Annotated in this window: 16 protein-coding genes and 1 tRNA gene; 7 read left to right on the top strand and 10 right to left on the bottom strand. The window is 69.2% G+C overall.

Annotated features, from left to right (window positions below; translation table 11 throughout):
- Positions 1 to 122: 122 nt before the first annotated feature.
- Both LO762_RS25175 and LO762_RS25170 read left to right on the top strand, forming a co-directional pair.
- Positions 123 to 1,259, top strand: a complete 1,137-nt coding sequence (locus LO762_RS25175) for a type III PLP-dependent enzyme (protein WP_230618495.1) — start codon at positions 123 to 125, stop codon at positions 1,257 to 1,259.
- An 88-nt stretch (positions 1,260 to 1,347) separates the two neighbouring features.
- Positions 1,348 to 2,139: a hypothetical protein gene (locus tag LO762_RS25170; RefSeq protein WP_230618494.1), complete on the top strand. Its 792-nt coding sequence runs from the start codon at positions 1,348 to 1,350 to the stop codon at positions 2,137 to 2,139.
- Here LO762_RS25170 and LO762_RS25165 read toward each other — a convergent pair.
- The 10 genes from LO762_RS25165 to dnaA form a co-directional block, all read right to left on the bottom strand.
- Positions 2,122 to 2,742: a TetR/AcrR family transcriptional regulator gene (locus tag LO762_RS25165; protein ID WP_230618493.1), complete on the bottom strand. Its 621-nt coding sequence runs from the start codon at positions 2,740 to 2,742 to the stop codon at positions 2,122 to 2,124. The genes LO762_RS25170 and LO762_RS25165 overlap by 18 nt on opposite strands.
- A 171-nt stretch (positions 2,743 to 2,913) precedes the next feature.
- A tRNA-Ile gene (locus tag LO762_RS25160) sits at positions 2,914 to 2,987 on the bottom strand.
- 75 nt (positions 2,988 to 3,062) lie between these two features.
- A complete protein-coding gene (locus LO762_RS33690; RefSeq protein ID WP_230618492.1) occupies positions 3,063 to 3,905 on the bottom strand; it encodes a DUF3566 domain-containing protein in 843 nt (280 codons plus the stop codon).
- Positions 3,902 to 6,412, bottom strand: coding sequence for a DNA gyrase subunit A (gene gyrA, locus LO762_RS25150; protein ID WP_308104528.1), 2,511 nt, complete (start codon positions 6,410 to 6,412; stop codon positions 3,902 to 3,904). The genes LO762_RS33690 and gyrA overlap by 4 nt, the downstream gene beginning before the upstream one ends.
- A 50-nt stretch (positions 6,413 to 6,462) precedes the next feature.
- Complete coding sequence (gene gyrB / locus LO762_RS25145; RefSeq protein ID WP_230618491.1) at positions 6,463 to 8,445, bottom strand: DNA topoisomerase (ATP-hydrolyzing) subunit B; 1,983 nt, start codon at positions 8,443 to 8,445, stop codon at positions 6,463 to 6,465.
- Between the two features lie 253 nt (positions 8,446 to 8,698).
- Positions 8,699 to 9,178 carry a DUF721 domain-containing protein gene (locus LO762_RS33685; protein WP_230618490.1) on the bottom strand — a complete coding sequence of 160 codons (480 nt, stop codon included), beginning with the start codon at positions 9,176 to 9,178 and terminating at the stop codon, positions 8,699 to 8,701.
- Positions 9,168 to 10,322 (bottom strand): DNA replication/repair protein RecF, encoded by a 1,155-nt coding sequence (gene recF / locus LO762_RS25135; protein ID WP_230618489.1) that lies wholly within the window; start codon positions 10,320 to 10,322, stop codon positions 9,168 to 9,170. Before recF ends, LO762_RS33685 begins: the two co-directional genes overlap by 11 nt.
- A gap of 133 nt (positions 10,323 to 10,455) precedes the next feature.
- Positions 10,456 to 11,331, bottom strand: coding sequence for a phosphogluconate dehydrogenase (NAD(+)-dependent, decarboxylating) (gnd, locus tag LO762_RS25130; RefSeq protein WP_230618488.1), 876 nt, complete (start codon positions 11,329 to 11,331; stop codon positions 10,456 to 10,458).
- Between the two features lie 202 nt (positions 11,332 to 11,533).
- A complete protein-coding gene (dnaN, locus tag LO762_RS25125; RefSeq protein ID WP_230618487.1) occupies positions 11,534 to 12,664 on the bottom strand; it encodes a DNA polymerase III subunit beta in 1,131 nt (376 codons plus the stop codon).
- Between the two features lie 824 nt (positions 12,665 to 13,488).
- The gene (dnaA, locus tag LO762_RS25120; protein WP_230618486.1) at positions 13,489 to 15,225 is read right to left on the bottom strand and encodes a chromosomal replication initiator protein DnaA; all 1,737 of its coding nucleotides are present in this window, start codon (positions 15,223 to 15,225) and stop codon (positions 13,489 to 13,491) included.
- 375 nt (positions 15,226 to 15,600) lie between these two features.
- Between dnaA and rpmH the strand changes: the two genes are divergently transcribed.
- The 5 genes from rpmH to LO762_RS25095 all read left to right on the top strand — a co-directional run bounded on the left by rpmH (position 15,601) and on the right by LO762_RS25095 (position 18,134).
- Positions 15,601 to 15,738 carry a 50S ribosomal protein L34 gene (gene rpmH / locus LO762_RS25115; RefSeq protein ID WP_106396750.1) on the top strand — a complete coding sequence of 46 codons (138 nt, stop codon included), beginning with the start codon at positions 15,601 to 15,603 and terminating at the stop codon, positions 15,736 to 15,738.
- A 32-nt stretch (positions 15,739 to 15,770) separates the two neighbouring features.
- Positions 15,771 to 16,112 (top strand): ribonuclease P protein component, encoded by a 342-nt coding sequence (gene rnpA, locus LO762_RS25110; RefSeq protein ID WP_374201594.1) that lies wholly within the window; start codon positions 15,771 to 15,773, stop codon positions 16,110 to 16,112.
- A complete protein-coding gene (gene yidD / locus LO762_RS25105) occupies positions 16,113 to 16,415 on the top strand; it encodes a membrane protein insertion efficiency factor YidD (protein ID WP_230618484.1) in 303 nt (100 codons plus the stop codon). It abuts the gene before it with no gap.
- Complete coding sequence (yidC, locus tag LO762_RS25100; RefSeq protein WP_230618483.1) at positions 16,412 to 17,395, top strand: membrane protein insertase YidC; 984 nt, start codon at positions 16,412 to 16,414, stop codon at positions 17,393 to 17,395. Before yidD ends, yidC begins: the two co-directional genes overlap by 4 nt.
- Before the next feature lie 256 nt (positions 17,396 to 17,651).
- Positions 17,652 to 18,134 carry a R3H domain-containing nucleic acid-binding protein gene (locus LO762_RS25095; protein ID WP_230618482.1) on the top strand — a complete coding sequence of 161 codons (483 nt, stop codon included), beginning with the start codon at positions 17,652 to 17,654 and terminating at the stop codon, positions 18,132 to 18,134.
- Positions 18,135 to 18,166: the final 32 nt, after the last annotated feature.

Genomic DNA, 18,166 nt, shown 5'->3' with positions numbered 1-18,166 from the left:
GCCCCTTCCTCTTCTCTCTCCTCCTATCGCCCCCACCCCCGGCCCGTTTCCCTTCGATGAGGGAATCACCGCCCTCCGGCGCCGTGGGGGATGATCGGGGGAGTCGGCAGGGAGGGGCGGGCATGCGGGTGGACGCGGTGGTGGGGGAGCTGGCGGAAAGGGAGCTTCCGGCGTATGTGTACGACGTGTCGGGCATGGGGAAGTATGCGGCGCGCGTGGTCGGGGTGTTGGGGGGCGCCGTCGAGGTGTTCTACGCGGCGAAGGCGAATCCGGACAGCGCCGTCGTCAGGGCGGTGGGGGAGCGCGTCGCCGGTGTTGAGGTGGCCAGCGGGGGCGAGCTGCGGCACGTGCGCGACGCCCTGCCCGAGGCGCGGATCGCGTTCGGCGGCCCCGGCAAGACCGACGCGGAGCTGCGGCTCGCGCTGGCGCTCGGCGTCGAGCGGCTGCACGTGGAAAGCCCGCACGAGCTGCGCCGCCTCGCCGCCATCACCGAGGCGGAAGAGCGGACGGCCGACGTCCTCCTCCGCGTCAACCTGGCGGGCGAGCGGCAGGGCGCGGCCCTGGCCATGAGCGGCCCGTTCGGTATGGACCCCGACCTCATCACCACCTGCCTACCGATCCTCGCGGACGCACCCCGCCTACGCCTGCGCGGAGTACACGCCCATCTGGCGTCCGGCCTGGACGCGCACACGATCACCGCCCAGCAGAAGGAGATCCTGGACTGGGCCCGCCCCTGGCTTGCCGCCGCGCGCGTGCCACGTCCGGAGATCAACCTCGGCGGAGGCATGTCCGTCAACTACGCCGACCCGGAAGACCGCTTCGACTGGACGTCCTACGGCGCCGCCGTCTCGGCCCTCGCCCTCCCCGACGAGACGCTCCGGATCGAGCCGGGCCGCGCGATGACCGTCCACCACGGCTGGTACGTCACCGACGTCCTGGACGTCAAGCGCGCGCACGGCAGGGCCTACGCCGTCCTGCGCGGCGGCACCCACCACTTCCGCACGCCCGTCACCAAGAACCACGACCAGCCTTTCCACGTCGTCCCGGGCCCCCGCCCGCACGAGCCTTCCGTCACAGCGGAGCCCGTCACCCTTGTCGGCCAGCTGTGCACTCCCAAGGACGTCTTCGCAAGGCACGTCCCGGTAGACCACATCGCCGTAGGGGACCGCGTCGTCTTCGCCATGGCGGGCGCCTACGCCTGGAACATCTCCCACCATTCCTTCCTCATGCACCCCGAACCGACCTTCCACTACCTCTAGCCAACAAACGCGCACGGCGCCCATGATCGGACGATCATGGCAGGATCGAGGCACACGGAACCGGTACGTACTGGGCGAGGTGGTTGTGATGGGGCGGTGGCGGCAGTGGCTGGGGCGGTGCGCGGTGGTGTGCGTCGCCGGATTCGCGCTGATGCTGGTCCTCGGGCGGCTCGCGGAGCCCGACGACGCGCCCGCCGCCGTCAAGGTGCTGTCCCTGGTCGTGGGCTGGGTGTGGGCCCTGAGCGTGCTCGCTCTGCCGGTGCTGGCGTACCTCGGCTACCGCGAGGGCAAGCAGGAGCAGCGGCACAACGAGGGGCAGTTGACCGTGGCGCACCAGCACGGCCTCTCCGAGGGACGGAAGCTGACGGCGACCCTGCTCGCGGGCGGCCAACCCGTCCCGCTGACGGTCTGGGGCCTCGTCCTGGAGCCCGGTGAGGTCGCCCATCTCGACCTCAAGGCCAACTACGCCCGCTACTACAGCCAGAACACGACTTATCAGCATGTGGTGGGCCTGTTCGTCGGCCATCCGGGGTTCGTCGCGGCGGGCGTCGCGCTGACGGAGTTCGGCAACTCGGCGCGCCGCAGGCAGGCCGAGTTCGAGGCGATGGAGCGCTGGCGCGACCAGCAGTTCACCCGCGTCATCGCCACCGACCGCCGCCTCATCTGCCAGGTCTTCGGCAAGTGGCTCAGCTTCTACTACAGCGCCGCGACGGCCTTCTACCCCGAGCCCGCAGGCGCGTCCCTCGTCTTCGAGTTCTCCGACACCAGCCCCATGGTCCTCTTCGGCCCCGAGGTCCCCCTCCTCGTCGCCTACACCACGGCCCGGGTCCACGGCCCTGAGTCCCTCCGCACCCACCCCGCGCTAGCGCCCCTCCGCTGACGGTTCCGGCGCGGCCCACGTCGTCAGCTCCAGGTACTGGTGCACATGCCTGCGGGCGCGCCGCACCGAGGCCGGCGACCGGGCCGACATGACCTCGCCGTCCGGGCCGACGACGCCGCCCACGACAAAACAGTCGATGAACCAGGCGATCATCCAGTTGGTGAGTTCCACGTCCACTCCCGGCCTGAACGCGGGAGCCGTCAGGTCGTTGGTCCGCGCCAGGAACGGAGCCATGATCTGCTCCACCTCCCCGACGTCCGCCGCGTCCGACATCGAACGCTGCATCCAGATGGAGGCGGCCCCGGGGTTCTCCAACGAGCTTTCGAAATACCTGTCGTAGAGGGCCGTCATTCCTCGGACATCGGGGGTGAACCCAGCGGCGAACGATTCGAGTTCCGCGAGGGCACGGTCGATCTCCGCCCGGAATATGCGCAGGTACAGCGCCCGCTTTCCCCCGGTCACCGACTGGACGACCGACTCGCTGATCCCCGTCGCCTCGGCGATCATCCGAAGATCGGTGCTGTCGTAACCGAGTTCGGCGAAGAGCCGGAGCGCGACGGCCCCGATCCGCTGCTCCGCTGCCTCGTCTGGCCCCGTGGACATGCCGCCACCCCGAACCTGATCCGGACCCCTCTCACCACTTCATACTCTCCGCTTCCGGCGCCGCGCCAAGCCATGGAAACGGCATGAATGGGCGATGGTTCCCCTGCGGAAAGCGGAAGAGGCCGTGTTCCCGTGACGGGGACACAGCCTCTGACCTGCGAATGAACCGGGTGGGCGTACCAGGACTTGAACCTGGGGCCTCGTCCTTATCAGGGACGCGCTCTAACCGACTGAGCTATACGCCCGTGGCGTTGCCTTGAGGGGTTCTCTCGGCGACGAGAAGTGAGATTACCCCATCGTGGCGGGCAACGCGAACTGGGTTACTCGGCCTCCTTGAGGGTGACCTCGACCCCGCCGACGAAGTCCGCGGCGAGGTTGTAGATGACCGAGCCGACCGTGGCGAGGGCCGTGATGAGCAGCACGTTCAGCGCGCCGATGAGCGCCGTGTAGCCCAGGATGCGGCCCGCCGAGAACCAACTGCCGGCGTCCGTGCCGCCGGTGCCGGGGCTGCGCGTCGTCTCGTTGATCGCCTCGGTGATCGAGTCGAACACGCCGAGCCCCGCGAGGATCATGTACAGCACGGTGACCGCGACAAAAAGAACAACGAAGCACACGAGCGACATGACGAAGCTGAACTTCATCACCGACCACGGCTCGAACCGCGAGACCTGCAGGTGGGCCCGGCGCGGGTTCTTGCCGCCCTCGCCGCCCTCCCCGCCACCACCGCCGTGCGACGACTGCGCGGCGCTCCGCAGCCGGGCGCTGAGGGCCTGCGCGGCCGAGGCGGCGGCCGACGCCACCGGACGGTCCGTCGCGGGCTGTCCGGCCGGAACCGAGGGCGGCGCGGCGGGCGGGGCGGGCGGCGCGGCCGGGCTGAACGAGGGCGCGGCGGGCCGGTCGGCGAACACCGAGTTCGACGGCTCGGCCGCGGCCGCCCACGGCGGGTCCACGACGGTCTCGCCGGCGTCCACCTCGCCGTTGGCCGTCGCCTTGTCGGGCCTGCCGGCCGCCGCTTCGGCGACCGTGGCCCTGGCGTCGTCCTTGACGAGGTCCACCTGCGTGTCGTTGGCGGAGGACTTCACGGGGTCCGCCGGTGACGCCCCCGCCGAGCCGCCATCGGGCGGCCCCGCGGCCTTGTTCTCGTTCTTAGAGGTCGTGCTCACGGGCTCTCATTTCCCTCGTCCCCCGGCTCGGCTTCCGTGGAGTCCACGATCGACTCTACGTTCCTCGCGATGGCGACCACGACATCGCCCTCGGCGAGGTTGACCAGCCGGACCCCCATCGTCTGGCGGCCGGACTGCTTGATCTCCCCCGCGCTGGTGCGGATCACACCACCACTGGAGGTCATAGCAAATACCTCGTCTTCCGGCCGGACCATGAGGGCCCCGACCAGCCTGCCGCGAGTTTGCACGATCTTAGCGGTCAGCACACCCTTGCCTCCGCGCCCCTGGACGGGGTACTGGTCGGACGGGGTCCGCTTGGCGTAGCCGCCCTCGGTGGCGACGAGCACCTCTTCGTCGCCGCCCTCCCGGATGACGTGGAGGTCGAGCACCTCCGTCTCCTCCTCGAAGCGCATCCCGATGACGCCCCGGGTGTCGCGGCCCATCGGCCGCAACTGGTCGTCGTCGGCCTTGAAGCGGATGGCCTGCGCGGCGGTGGAGACCATGAGGAGGTCGTCCTCGGGGGAGGCGAGACGGGCCGCGATGACCTCGTCGTCGTCCTTGAGGTCGATGGCGATGAGCCCGGCCGCGCGCGGAGAGTCGTAGGCCGACAGCGCGGTCTTCTTCACCATGCCGCCCTTGGTGGCGATGACGAGGTAGGGGGCCACCTCGTAGTCGCGCAGGTCCATCACCTGGGCGATGGACTCGTCGGGCTGGAAGGCCAGGAGGTTGGCGACGTGCTGGCCGCGCGCGTCACGGCCGCTGTCGGGCAGCTCGTAAGCCTTCGCCCGGTAGACGCGCCCCTTGTTGGTGAAGAACAGGATCCAGTTGTGGGTGGACGTCACGAAGAAGTGCTCGACGATGTCGTCCTGCTTGAGCTGGGCGCCGCGCACGCCCTTGCCGCCGCGCCGCTGCGCCCGGTAGTGGTCGGTCTTCGTCCGCTTGGCGTAGCCCGCGCGGGTGATGGTGACGACGACGTCCTCCTCGGCGATGAGGTCCTCGATGGACACGTCGCCGTCGAACGGGATGAGGGCGGTGCGCCGCTCGTCGCCGAACTTCTCGACGATGGCGGCGAGCTCGTCGGCGACGATCGAGCGCTGCCGCTCGGGCGAGGCGAGGATGTCGTTGTGATCGGCGATCTCCGCCATCAGCGACTCGTACTCGTCGATGATGGCCTGCCGCTCCAGGGCGGCGAGCTTGCGTAGCTGCATGTCCAGGATGGCGCGGGCCTGGAGCTGGTCGATCTCCAGCAGCGCCATCAGGCCCTGCTCGGCGGCGGACGCGGACGCGGACCCCCGGATGAGCGCGATGACCTCGTCGATCCGGTCGAGCGCCTTGAGCAGGCCGCGCAGGATGTGGGCGCGCTCCTCGGCCTTGCGCAGCAGGAAGCGGGTGCGCCGGACGATGACCTCGATCTGGTGCGCCACCCAGGAGCGCACGAACTGGTCGAGGCGGAGCGTGCGCGGCACCCCGTCGACCAGGGCGAGCATGTTCGCGCCGAAGGTCTCCTGGAGCTGCGTGTGCTTGTACAGGTTGTTGAGGACGACCTTGGCGACGGCGTCGCGCTTCAGCACGATGACGAGGCGCTGGCCGGTGCGGCCGGACGTCTCGTCCTTGACGTCGGCGATGCCGGTCAGCTTGCCCTCGCGGACGAGCTCGGCGATCTTCAGCGCCAGGTTGTCCGGGTTGACCTGGTACGGCAGTGACGTGACGACGAGGCACGTCCGGCCCTGGATCTCCTCGACCTCGACCTCGGCCCGCATCGTGATGGAGCCGCGCCCAGTCCGGTAGGCGTCCTCGATGCCGCGACGGCCGACGATCAGCGCGCCGGTGGGGAAGTCCGGGCCCTTGATCCGCTCGATCAGCGCCTCAAGGAGTTCCTCGTCGGAGGCGCCGTAGTTCTCCAGGTACCACTTGACGCCGTCGGACACCTCGCGCAGGTTGTGCGGCGGGATGTTCGTCGCCATGCCGACCGCGATGCCCGCCGACCCGTTGACGAGCAGGTTCGGGAACCGGGACGGCAGCACGTCCGGCTCCTGCTGCTTGCCGTCGTAGTTCGGAGAGAAGTCGACGGTCTCCTTGTCGATGTCGCGCAGCAGCTCCATCGCCAGGGAGGCCATCCGGCACTCGGTGTACCGCATGGCGGCGGCCGGGTCGTTGCCGGGGGAGCCGAAGTTGCCCTGCCCGTCGACCATCGGGTAGCGCATCGACCAGGTCTGCGCGAGCCGCACGAGCGCGTCGTAGATGGAGGCGTCGCCGTGCGGGTGGTAGGAGCCCATGACGTCGCCGACGACGCGGGCGCACTTGAAGTAGCCGCGGTCGGGGCGGTAGCCGCCGTCGTACATGGCGTACAGGACGCGCCGGTGCACCGGCTTGAGGCCGTCGCGGACATCGGGCAGCGCCCGGCCGACGATGACCGACATCGCGTAGTCGAGATAGCTGCGGGCCATCTCGTCCTGGATGTCGACAGGCGCGATCCTGTCGTGGCCCTCGCTGGTCACCTCGGTCACTGAAGAACCTCTTCTACTGCGTCGTGAAGATAAGGAAGGGCGGGCAGGGCTCAGATGTCCAGGAAGCGGACGTCCTTGGCGTTCCGCTGGATGAACGACCTGCGCGCCTCGACGTCCTCGCCCATGAGGACCGAGAACAGGTCGTCGGCCTGGGCGGCGTCGTCCAGGGTGACCTGGAGGAGGAGGCGCCGGGCGGGGTCCATGGTGGTGGACCACAGCTCGTCGGCGTTCATCTCGCCGAGGCCCTTGAAGCGCTGGACGCCGTCGTGCGAGCGCGGGTCCCGGCGCCCGGCGGCGATGCCCTGCTCGATGGCCTGGTCCCGCTCGCGGTCGGAGTAGACGTAGTCGTACTCCGTGCCGGTCCTGTTCCACTTGAGCTTGTACAGCGGGGGCTGCGCCAGGTAGACGTGCCCGGCCTCCACGAGGGGCTTCATGAAGCGGAACAGCAGGGTGAGCAGGAGGGTCCTGATGTGCTGGCCGTCGACGTCGGCGTCGGCCATGATGATGATCTTGTGATACCGGAGCTTGGTGATGTCGAACTCGTCGTGGATGCCGGAGCCCAGCGCCGTGATCATGGCCTGGACCTCGGCGTTCTTCAGGACCTTGTCGATCCGCGCCTTCTCCACGTTGAGGATCTTGCCCCGGATCGGGAGGATCGCCTGGAAGCGCGGGTCGCGGCCGCCCTTGGCGGAGCCGCCCGCCGAGTCGCCCTCGACGATGTAGATCTCGGACTCCGCCGGGTCGGCCGACTGGCAGTCGCTCAGCTTGCCCGGCAGGGACGTCGTCTCCAGGAGGCTCTTGCGCCGGGTGAGGTCGCGGGCCTGCCTTGCGGCGATCCGGGCGCGCGCTGCCTGCGACGCCTTGTTGATGATCTCCTTGGCCTCGCCGGGGTTGGCGTCGAACCAGTCCTTCAGGAAGTCGTTGCAGGTCTTCTGGACGAACGACTTGGCTTCGGTGTTGCCGAGCTTGGTCTTGGTCTGCCCCTCGAACTGCGGGTCCGCCAGCTTGATCGAGATGATCGCGGTGAGGCCCTCGCGGACGTCCTCGCCGGTGAGGTTGTCGTCCTTGTCCTTGAGCAGCTTCTGGTCGCGCGCGTAGCGGTTGACGATGCTCGTCAGCGCGGCCCGGAAGCCCTCCTCGTGGGTGCCGCCCTCGGCCGTGTTGATCGTGTTGGCGAAGCTGTAGATCGACTCGGTGTAGGCGCCGTTCCACTGCATCGCGACCTCGACGGCGATGCCTTCGCCCTCGGCCTCGAAGTCGATGATGGTGTTGTGGACGGCGTCCTTCTTGGCGTTGATGTGCCGGACGAAGTCGGAGATGCCGCCCTCGTAGTGATACGTCACATGGAAGGGGTCGCCGGCGTCCGTCTCGTGGCCCTCGCGCTCGTCGATCAGGGTGATCGACAGGCCCTTGTTCAGGAACGCCATCTCCTGGAAACGGCGGCTGAGGGTCTCGAAGCTGTACTCGGTGGTCTCGAAGATCGACTCGTCGGCCCAGAAGGTGACGGTCGTGCCCGTCTCCTCTGTCTCCTCGTCCTTGCTGAGGGGTGCCAGCGGCGCGCCCAGCTCGTACTGCTGGCGCCAGTGGTAGCCCTCGCGCTGGACGTCCACCTCAAGGCGGGTCGAGAGCGCGTTCACCACGGCCGCGCCGACGCCGTGCAGACCGCCGGACACCGCGTAGGACTGGCTGTCGAACTTGCCGCCCGCGTGCAGCGTGGTCAGCACCAGCTGCACCGCGGGGACCTGCTCGACCGGGTGCAGCCCGACCGGGATGCCACGGCCCCGGTCCCGAACGCTGACGCCCCCGTCAGCGCGCAGGGTGACGACGATGGTGTCGTTGTGCCCCGCGAGCGCCTCGTCCACCGCGTTGTCCACGATCTCGGAGACAAGGTGGTGCAGGCCCCGTTCACCGGTGGACCCGATGTACATGCCGGGCCTCTTGCGTACCGCTTCCAGACCTTCGAGGACCGTGATGGAACTAGCGTCGTACGACAAAGGGAAGCCTCCTGCCGGGGACACCCACCGCTTGCGCATGCCCCGTAACACGCGGTTTTGGATGAATCACAGATGGCGCTGCCGTCCTGTCCGATACGGAGCGCCATGCTCACGGTGCAGTGTCCTGAACCCGCAGTAAGTCTACAGGGTCAGGGCCGCAAAAGTGGCCTTGACGGTGGCTGAGGTCGAGTCTGGGGCACGAACGGGCCCGAACTGACATCCCCCTACGCACCCCCGGCCGTACTGGCGCGTATGAGCCGCTTGACAAACGCGCCGTCGCCGTCCAGCGGACTTATCGGACACGCCACTGGCCGGCGGGGCGCTGCGTCTGTGGACCGACCACACGGACCCGGGTGACGGTCCCGTCGCCCAGTTCCTCGTTGAGCCGCCGCACCAACTGCGCCGCAAGCAGCCGGACCTGCTGGGCCCACGCGGGCGAGTCGCACGCGACCGTCAGCTCGCCGTTCTCGAACGCCTCGGGGCGGGTGTGCTCGGCCAGCCGGGGGCCGACGACGCGCGGCCAGTTGCCGAAGACCCCTCCGACGGCCGCCTTCTCCTCCCAGCCACGCTCCGAAAGCAGCTTCTTGATCCCCGCGCCGAAAGGCTGCGGGCCGCCTCCACGGCTCGGATCCCGGACGGGCTTGGCCCCGCCCGTCTTACGGCGGCGCTGGCCCGGCACCGACTGCCGCTTGGCGGCGTCCGCGCGGGCCTGGGCGAGGGCCTCGCGGGCGAGTTCGATGCCGGTCTTCGGCTTCGGCTCCTCACCGGACACGGGTGACCTCCCCTGACGCGACGGAGTAGGTGGCGCCTGTCAGCTCCACAGGCACGTCCTCTTGTACGGCCGCGGTGATGAGGACCTGCTCTGCGGGCGCGACCATCTCGGCGAGCCTTCGACGGCGTCCGGAGTCCAGTTCGGCGAAGACGTCGTCGAGGATGAGGACGGGGTCGTCCCCGTCGGCGCGGAGCAGCTCGTAGGCGGCCAGGCGCAGGGCGAGCGCGAACGACCACGACTCGCCGTGGCTGGCGTACCCGCGCGCGGGGAAGTCGCCGAGCTTGAGCAGCAGCTCGTCCCTGTGCGGCCCGACCAGCGTTGTCCCCCGGTACAGCTCCTGGCGCCGCACCTCTTCCAGGCCCGCCAGCAGATACGTCACGAGTTCTCCACGGCCTGTGGAGAACTCCGGCGCGCCGGCCTCGGCCAGCTCCGCGGGCGTGTCGCGGGAGAAGCGGTACTCCAGGCCCGCCACCCCGCCACCCGGCGCGAGCTCCCCGTACGCCTTGGCGACGAGCGGGGTGAGCCCGGCGACGAGGTCGAGCCGGCCCGCGAGCAACTCCGCCCCGGCCTGCGCCAGATGGGTGTCCCAGACCTCCAGCGTCGCCGCGAGGTCGGGGGTGAGGCCGCGGCGCTGCTGGGCCGCCGTCTTCAGGAGGGCGTTGCGTTGCTTCAGGACCCTGTCGTAGTCGGCGCGGACACCCGCGAAGCGCGGGGCGCGCGCGACGAGCAGGTCGTCGAGGAAGCGGCGGCGCTCGGCCGGGTCGCCCTTCACCAGGGAGAGGTCCTCGGGCGCGAACAGGACGGTGCGCAGCATCCCCAGGATCTCGCGCGGCCTGGGGACGGGCGCGCGGTTCAGCCGGGCCCGGTTGGCGCGGCCCGGGTTGATCTCCAGCTCGATGAACGCCTCGCGCACGTCCCGGACCACCCGCGCGCGCACGATGGCGCGGGCCGCTCCCTGCCGGATGAGCGGCGCGTCGGTGGCGACGCGGTGGCTGCCGTGCGTGGCGACGTACCCGACGGCCTCCACGAGGTTCGTCTTGCCCTGCCCGTTCGGGCCGACGAACGCGCTGACGCCCGCGTCGAGAGGTACCTCCGCGACGGCGTAGGACCTGAAGTCCGCGAGGGTCAGATGGGCGACGTGCACAGCCAAGAGTCTAGGGCGACCTGGACATGCTCACCCTGGGGACGACAAGGCCGGTCTGTCCACAGGGCTGTGGATGAAGCGCGCGCGCTGTCGGGGCCGGGAGGGCGGCCCCGTCCACAGGGCTGTGGAGAACCTAGTCCTTGACGATCGCGTGCCCGCCGAACTGGTTGCGCAACGCGGCGACGACCTTCATCGCGGGGGAGTCGTCCTGCCGGGACGCGAACCGCGCGTACAGCGACGCGGTGATCGCCGGGAGCGGGACGGCGTGGTCCACCGCCGCCTGGATGGTCCAGCGGCCCTCGCCGGAGTCGGCGGCGTAGCCCCTGATGTGCTCCAGGTTCGGGTCCTCCTCCAGCGCCCGGTTCAACAGGTCGAGCAGCCAGGACCGGATGACGGTCCCCTCCTGCCAGCTCTTGAACGTCGCGGGCACGTCGGTGACGATCCCGGACGCCTTGATCAGCTCGTAGCCCTCGGCGAAGGACTGCATCATGCCGTACTCGATGCCGTTGTGGACCATCTTGACGAAGTGGCCCGCTCCGACGCCGCCGCTGTGCACGAACCCGTAGTCGCCCTCGGGCTTCAACGTGTCGAAGACCGGCTGCGCCTTGGCCACGTCCTCGTCGGTGCCCCCGACCATGAGCGCGTAGCCGTTCTCCAGCCCCCAGACGCCGCCGGAGACGCCGCAGTCGACAAAGCCGATGCCCTTCTCCTTCAGCTCGGCCGCGTGCCGCTGGTCGTCGACGTAGTGGGAGTTGCCACCGTCCACCACGAGGTCGCCGGGGGAGAGCAGGTCGGCGAGCAGCTCGATCGTCGTCTGGGTCGGGCCGCCGGCCGGGACCATCACCCAGACCACGCGCGGCGCCGGGAGCCGTCCGACGAGTTCCGCCAGCGAGCCGACGTCGCTCAGCGCGGGGTCGCGGTCGTAGCCGACGACGGTGTGGCCGCCGCGGCGCAACCGCTCGGCCATGTTGCCGCCCATCTTGCCCAGACCGATGAGTCCGAGTTCCATGCCACTCCTTAGGACAGAGCCCTCACCGTGGAGAACCTGAAAGCCGTCCCCCTCGTGAGGGAACGTGTGGAAACAGTCGCCAAGGCTAGTGCTCAGCTTCCCCCACAACCCGGTCCTTACCCGGAGAAACCGAACACCCACTTGTCCACAGGTTTCTCCACAGGTTCGAGCTGCCTGTGGACAAGTGGGTTTTCCACAGGCGTCAGCCGGACAGCCGGACCGGCATGATCAGGTAGCGATAAGTGGGGATCTCGTCGCCCGTCGGCTTGCCTGTGAGGACGGCCGGCTTGGTCGGCGTGGTGAACGACAGGCGGGCCGTGTCCGACCCGATGTGCGACAGGCCGTCCAGGACGTACTGGTGGTTGAACGCGATGTTGATGTCCTCGCCCTCCAGAACGGCCTCCAGGGCCTCGACGGCCTGGGCCTCATCCCCGGTCCCGGCCTCCAGGACGACCTCTCCCTGGCTGAACTGGAGCCGCACAGGGGTGTTCCGCTCGGCCACCAGGGACACGCGCTTGAGCGCGTCGACGAACTGGGAGGTCTGAACCTCCGCATATCCGGCATATTCGGCGGGGAACAGCGAGCGGTACTTCACGAAGTCGCCGTCGAGCAGGCGGGACGTGGTCTTGCGGCCACCGCCCTCGAAGCCGATCATGCCCTCGCCCTGGCCGTCGGCGCCCGTCCCGAGGGAGATCTTGACCTCCGCGCCCGAGGTCAGCGACTTGGCGGTGTCCGCCAGCGTCTTCGCCGGGATGAGCGCGAGGCCGGTGCGGTCGGGGGTGTCCGGGGTCCACTTGAACTCGCGGACGGCCAGCCGGTAGCGGTCGGTGGACGCCAGCGTCACGGTGTCGCCGTCGATCTCGACCCGCACGCCGGTGAGCATCGGGATCGTGTCGTCACGGCCCGCGGCGACCGCGACCTGGGCGACGGCGGCGGCGAACTCGTCGCTGCCGACCACGCCCGCGACGGGCGGGAGCTGCGGCAGCGAGGGGTAGTCCTCCACCGGCATCGTCTGGAGGGTGAATTTCGCCGACCCGCAGTGCAGCATCACCTTCGCGCCGTCGGTGGTGACGTCCACAGGGTGGGGAGGGAGCGCGCGGCAGATGTCGGCGAGCAGCTTGCCGCTCACGAGGGCCGTGCCGGGCTCCTGGCCGCCGATGGAGACCGAGACCTCGGCGGAGGTCTCGTAGTCGAACGCGGAGAGCGTCAGGCTCTCCTCGGTGGCCTCCAGGCGCATCCCGGCGAGCACCGGCACGGGGGGCCGGGCCGGGAGCGTCCGGGCCGTCCAGGCGACGGCTTCGGCGAGGGCGTCACGGTCGATGCGGAACCTCACGGGGACCCGCCTCCTTGATCGTTGAGGGTTTGACGCGGAGCGCTCGGGGCACAAGATCCCCAAGGCACCAGACTCTTGCTTTTCCAGGTTCTGTGTGGAGAGACAAAGTGTCGCAGTAGTAGTAGGGCCTGTGGATACTGGGGATAACCCATCCCGCCCCAGCTCAGCGCCGCTTTTTTGTCCACAGTCGGCTGTGGACGCAGCCTGTGGACAACTCGGCCCCCTGTGGACGACGAAAAGTTGTCCACACTCCGTCCACAGGCACACCCCCACTTCTCCACAGGTTCTCCACAGGTTCGTCCACAGGGCTTAATGCGAGTCACGGCAAATCGTGACATACGCGTATGACATTGTGCGGTCGGCGGCTGTGGATAACCGGGCTGGAACATCGGTAATTCACAGGGGCCGTCGTCTTTTCCACAGGTTATCCACGGCTCCGTCCACAGGCTTCGTGAATGCTCATACGGGTTGTCCACAGGCCGTCCACAGGTATGACAGGTTATCCACACCTCATCCACAGCGTCGTCCACAGGTTCATCCACAGATCGTTGCTCATGCACAGAGTCGCGGCGGGCCTGAAACCGTTCTTGATCACTCCGCCCCGACGCGACCCGGCGCCCCGGCCGTCGGGACGCGCGCGGACGCCCGGCCACGGGGAGCGGTGTGTGTTCTGTCGGTGGCCCGGTGTTCACTCAACGGTGGGGCCCGCGTCGCCGGGGCGTGCTTGCCTGGGGCCCGGAGCGTGCCCTGGCCGGGCGGGCTTCGTCGAGAGCGCCCCGCGGGGCGTGTTCGCTCGGGCCAGGGAGGCGTGCTTGCGGTGCGGGTTAGTGGGAGCCGCGGTTGTGCTGCTTGATGCGGGAGGTGAGCTCGTCCACCTGGTTGTAGATCGAGCGGCGCTCGGCCATCAGCGAGCGGATCTTGCGGTCGGCGTGCATCACCGTCGTGTGGTCGCGGCCGCCGAACTGCAGGCCGATCTTCGGCAGGCTCATGTCGGTGAGCTCACGGCACAGGTACATCGCGATCTGCCGGGCCGTCACCAGCACCCGGGAGCGGGACGCGCCGCACAGGTCGTCGATCTCGATCCCGAAGTACGTCGCGGTCTGCGCCATGATCAGCGAGATGGTGATCTCGGGGTTGTCGCTGTTCGGGATGAGGTCCTTCAGCACGATCTCGGCCAGCCGCAGATCGACCGACTGGCGGTTCAGGCTGGCGAAGGCCGTCACCCGGATGAGCGCGCCCTCCAGCTCCCGGATGTTGGTCGAGATCTTGGTGGCGATGAACTCCAGCACGTCCGGCGGCGCCGCGAGACCCTCCTGGACGGCCTTCTTGCGCAGGATCGCGATCCGCGTCTCCAGCTCGGGGGGCTGCACGTCGGTGATCAGACCCCACTCGAACCGGTTGCGCAGGCGGTCCTCCAGCGTGACGAGCTGGCGCGGCGTCCGGTCGGAGGAGATCACGATCTGCTTGTTGGCGTTGTGGAGGGTGTTGAACGTGTGGAAGAACTCCTCCTGCGTCTGCTCCTTGCCCTCCAGGAACTGGATGTCGTCGACGAGCAGGATGTCCACCTCGCGGTAGCGGCGGCGGAAGCCCTCGGCCTTGCCGTCGCGGATCGCGTTGATGAAGTTGTTGGTGAACTCCTCCGACGACACGTACAGCACCCGCGCGCCCTCGAACAGGCTCCGCGCGTAGTGGCCGATGGCGTGCAGCAGGTGGGTCTTGCCGAGCCCGGAGCCGCCGTAGATGAACAGCGGGTTGTACGCCTTGGCCGGAGACTCGGCGACGGCCACGGCGGCGGCCTGGGCGAACCGGTTGCTCGCGCCCGTCACGAACGTCTCGAAGGTGTACTTCGGGTTGAGCCGGGCCGCCTCGATCGTCCCCTTGACGGGTGTCGCCGACCCGCCCTGCTGCCAGGGCGCGGGCGTCGGCGTGGAGTCGGAGGCGGGCTCGACGGGCGGCGGCGCGAAGTTCGGCGTGGTGAACGGCTCGGGCTGCGCCCCGCCGAAGGTGTGCCCGGAGAGATGGGATGGCGGCACCGGCGGCGCGGGCGGCTCCTGTGGATAACTCACGGAAGCCGTGCTGAAGAGGCCCTCGGCCTGTGGATAACCTTGTGGATCTTCGACCGGGGGAGCGGACCGCTCCGGCTCGGGCCTCGGCTCGTCGTACCTGGGCGGCTCGGCGGGTAGCGGCTGCGCGAACGCGGGGGGCTGATGCTGCGGCGGCGTCGGGGCGGGCGGCGCGGGGAGCGGCTGCTGCGGCGGCGCGGCGGCGTAGCCGGGCGGGCGGGCCGCGGACGGCGCGGGCTGCCGGGAGATGTCGGGCTGGACGGTCAACACGACCCGGATCGGCTGGCCGAGCTCCTGCGACAGGGTGGTCTCGATGAGGGAGGTGACGCGCTGTTCGAGCGTTTTTTTGGCGAAGTCGTTCGGGACGGCGAGCAGCGCCATCCCGTCGAAGATCCCGATCGGCCGGGTGACGCCCAGCCAGGCCCGCTGGTGGGCGGGGACCTCGGGGAGCGCGTCCACGGAACGGTTCCACAGGGCTTCGAGGTCCTGTCCGTCCATGGCGTCGCCTCCCCCCGGAATCCCTACGCTTGGCTCCCCGTGACCGGCGTCCGCACGCGGGCTCTTCGCTGAGCTCAGGGGGACCTTCTCGGAACGGGCGCCCCTACTCTCTCACGATTCATCCACAGGTTTGTCCACATGCTGTGTATAACTTGCCTCGGCCCAGGTCAGCGGCGGTGTGGCGGCCCTTCCGTGACGTTCCGTTTGACCGGGCGGGGCGGCAGAAAGTAACGTTCTAAGGTCGAGTCGCATCGATGGTGGTGACGCGTGCCCGATCGCCAGGCCGGGCCCCCGCTGCGAGGGACCAGACGTGCCCGCGATGCGACCCCGCCGAACGTCACTGCGACGTCCACGTCAGAGCAGCAGGAGCCAGTTGTGAGCAAGCGTACTTTCCAGCCGAACAACCGTCGTCGCCACAAGAAGCACGGCTTCCGGCTCCGCATGCGCACCCGCGCCGGGCAGGCGATCCTCGCCGCGCGGCGGCGCAAGGGCCGTGCCCGCGTCGCGGTCTGACGCGAGTCCCCGTGCTGCCGTCCGGTCACCGGATGCGGCGGCGCCACGAGTTCACGCTGGCCGTCCGGCGCGGTAACCGCGCCGGGCGGCCGCATCTCGTTGCGCACCTTCTCCCCGGCCCCGTCGCGGACGGGGAGGGGAACTCCCGGGTGGGCTTCATCGTCTCCAAAGCGGTGGGCAACTCGGTCGTGCGCAACCGGGTGGAGCGGCGGCTCCGGCACCTCGTCCGCGACCGCCTCTACCTCCTGCCTCCGGGTAGCCTGCTTGTGGTGCGGGCGAACCCGAAGGCGGCGTCCGCGCCCTCCACGGACCTGGCCAGGGATCTGGACCAGGCCCTGGACAGGTTGCTGAGACAGTCGGCCAAGGGGCGGTGAATGAGCGAGAGACCGGGTCCGGTCGCGTGGGTGCTCATCGCGCTCGTCCGCGGCTACCGCAAGGTGATCAGTCCCCTGCTTCCCCCGACCTGCCGGTTCGCGCCGTCCTGTAGCGCGTACGGGCTTGAGGCGCTCCAGGTGCACGGGGCGCTGCACGGGACATGGCTGATCGTCAGACGGATCGGCCGTTGCCATCCGTTTCATCCCGGCGGGTACGATCCGGTCCCTGCACCCCGCGCGGGCCGTGGCACCACCGCCGACCCGCCCCCAGAGCCGTCAGATTCGCTAGGAGCAGACCGGTGACGCTTGATCCGCTGTACCGGGCCGTGGCGTGGATCCTCGTCCAGATCCACTCCGGCCTGAGCCACATCGTCGACCCGCACAGCGGGTGGGCGTGGGGTGGCTCGATCGTGCTGCTCACCGTGTTGATGCGGATCCTCATCTTCCCGTTGTTCGTCAAGCAGATCCAGTCGTCCCGCAAGATGCAGGCGCTGAACCCGCAGATGACGGCGCTGCGCAAGAAGTACAAGAACGACAAGCAGCGGCTCAACCAGGAGATGATGAAGCTCTACCAGGAGAACGGGGCCAACCCGATCTCCGGGTGTCTGCCGCTGCTGGTGCAGTTCCCGATCTTCATCTCGCTGTTCCAGGTGCTGAACAAGATCGCGAACGCCAAGGAGGGCCAGGGCAGCCACGGCATCTCGCCCGAGCTCGTCAAGAGCGCCAAGGAAGCCAACATCTTTGGCGCGCACATCTCCGACAGCTTCATCGGCGCGTGGGGGGCGGACCCCAAGTCGATCACCGCGCTGGTCGTGTGCGCGCTGTTCGTCATCGTCTCCTCGACGACGACATTCCTGACCATGCGGTCGTCCATGAAGCGGCAGCCCGCGATGGACCCGGACAACCCGATGGCCACCGCGCAGAAGATGATGGTCTGGCTCGCGCCGGTCTTCGGCCTCTTCGGCCTCGGCTTCCCGCTCGGTGTGCTGATCTACTGGGTCACGTCCAACACCTGGACCCTCGCCCAGTCGCACTACATCTACAGCAGGTACCCGATGCCGCTCGGCGACGCCGACGGCAAGAACGGCTCGGGCTCGGGCTCCGGCACCGGCGGCAAGGACGGCGACTCCGGCACCGCGAAGAAGAAGGACGCGCCCGGCGGCCTGCTGAAGAAGCGCAGGGCCGAGGAGGCGGCGGCCGCCGCCGAGATCCGCAAGGAGCCGGGGGTGCGTAAGCAGCCGGTCCGGCAATCACGCAGCAAACGCTCGGGATCCAAGCGTTAGGGCTCTGATCATAGGGAGGCCGGGTGGTGGCGACCACCCGGCCTTTTGTTGTCTTAGGTGCTGGATGCCCCGGTTCGTCAAGGTGGGTCTTGGGGTGCGGCGGCAGCGGGGCGGTCGCAGGCGGTGCGCGGCAACCTGTATCGTCTCTGGGAGGTTGTAGGCACGCGCAGGCTTCGGGGTGGAAACGGCACGGGCTGGAAAGCACGGGTCGGACGGCGCCGAACGTGCGCGCATCGAGCAGGTGAGGAGGCAGCGGGTGGCGGAGACCGCGGCAGCGCCCGATATCGAGGCGCTGGAGCAGGAGGGCGACATCGCGGCCGACTACATCGAGGGCCTGCTCGACATCGCCGACTACGACGGCGACATCGACCTCGACGTCGAGGGCGAGCGCGCCCTGGTGTCGGTCGTCGGCAGCGACCTCGACGAGCTCGTCGGCAAACGCGGTGAGGTGCTGGAGGCGCTGCAGGAGCTCACCCGGCTCGCGGTGCACCGGCAGACCGGCAACCGCACCCGCCTCATGCTCGACGTCGGCGGCTACCGCGAACGCCGCCGCGCCGAACTGACCAAGCTCGGCCAGGAGGTCTCCGAGGAGGTCAAGCGCACGGGCAAGCCCAAGCCGCTGGCCCCGATGACCCCGTTCGAACGCAAGATCGTGCACGACGCGATCGCCGCCGCGGGCCTGCGCAGCGAGTCCGAGGGCGAGGAGCCGGAACGCTACGTGGTGGCCTACGCCTCCTGAGCGCGGCACATCGGTGAGGACCTCGAACCGTC

The organism is Actinocorallia sp. API 0066 (assembly GCF_020991275.1).
Classification (GTDB): Bacteria; Actinomycetota; Actinomycetes; order Streptosporangiales; family Streptosporangiaceae; genus Actinocorallia.
Note: the sequence above shows the minus strand (reverse complement) of the source record. Positions and strands in the feature narration are given on the sequence as shown.

Bases quoted from the DNA above. Each gene is read 5' to 3' on its own strand.
- LO762_RS25175 (WP_230618495.1), top strand. From the start codon at position 123: ATGCGGGTGGACGCGGTGGTGGGGGAGCTGGCGGAAAGGGAGCTTCCG.
- rnpA (WP_374201594.1), top strand. From the start codon at position 15,771: ATGCGGCGGCGCCACGAGTTCACGCTGGCCGTCCGGCGCGGTAACCGC.
- gyrB (WP_230618491.1), bottom strand. From the start codon at position 8,445: ATGCGCAAGCGGTGGGTGTCCCCGGCAGGAGGCTTCCCTTTGTCGTAC.
- yidD (WP_230618484.1), top strand. From the start codon at position 16,113: ATGAGCGAGAGACCGGGTCCGGTCGCGTGGGTGCTCATCGCGCTCGTC.
- dnaA (WP_230618486.1), bottom strand. From the start codon at position 15,225: ATGGACGGACAGGACCTCGAAGCCCTGTGGAACCGTTCCGTGGACGCG.
- LO762_RS25170 (WP_230618494.1), top strand. From the start codon at position 1,348: ATGGGGCGGTGGCGGCAGTGGCTGGGGCGGTGCGCGGTGGTGTGCGTC.
- LO762_RS25165 (WP_230618493.1), bottom strand. From the start codon at position 2,742: ATGTCCACGGGGCCAGACGAGGCAGCGGAGCAGCGGATCGGGGCCGTC.
- gnd (WP_230618488.1), bottom strand. From the start codon at position 11,331: ATGGAACTCGGACTCATCGGTCTGGGCAAGATGGGCGGCAACATGGCC.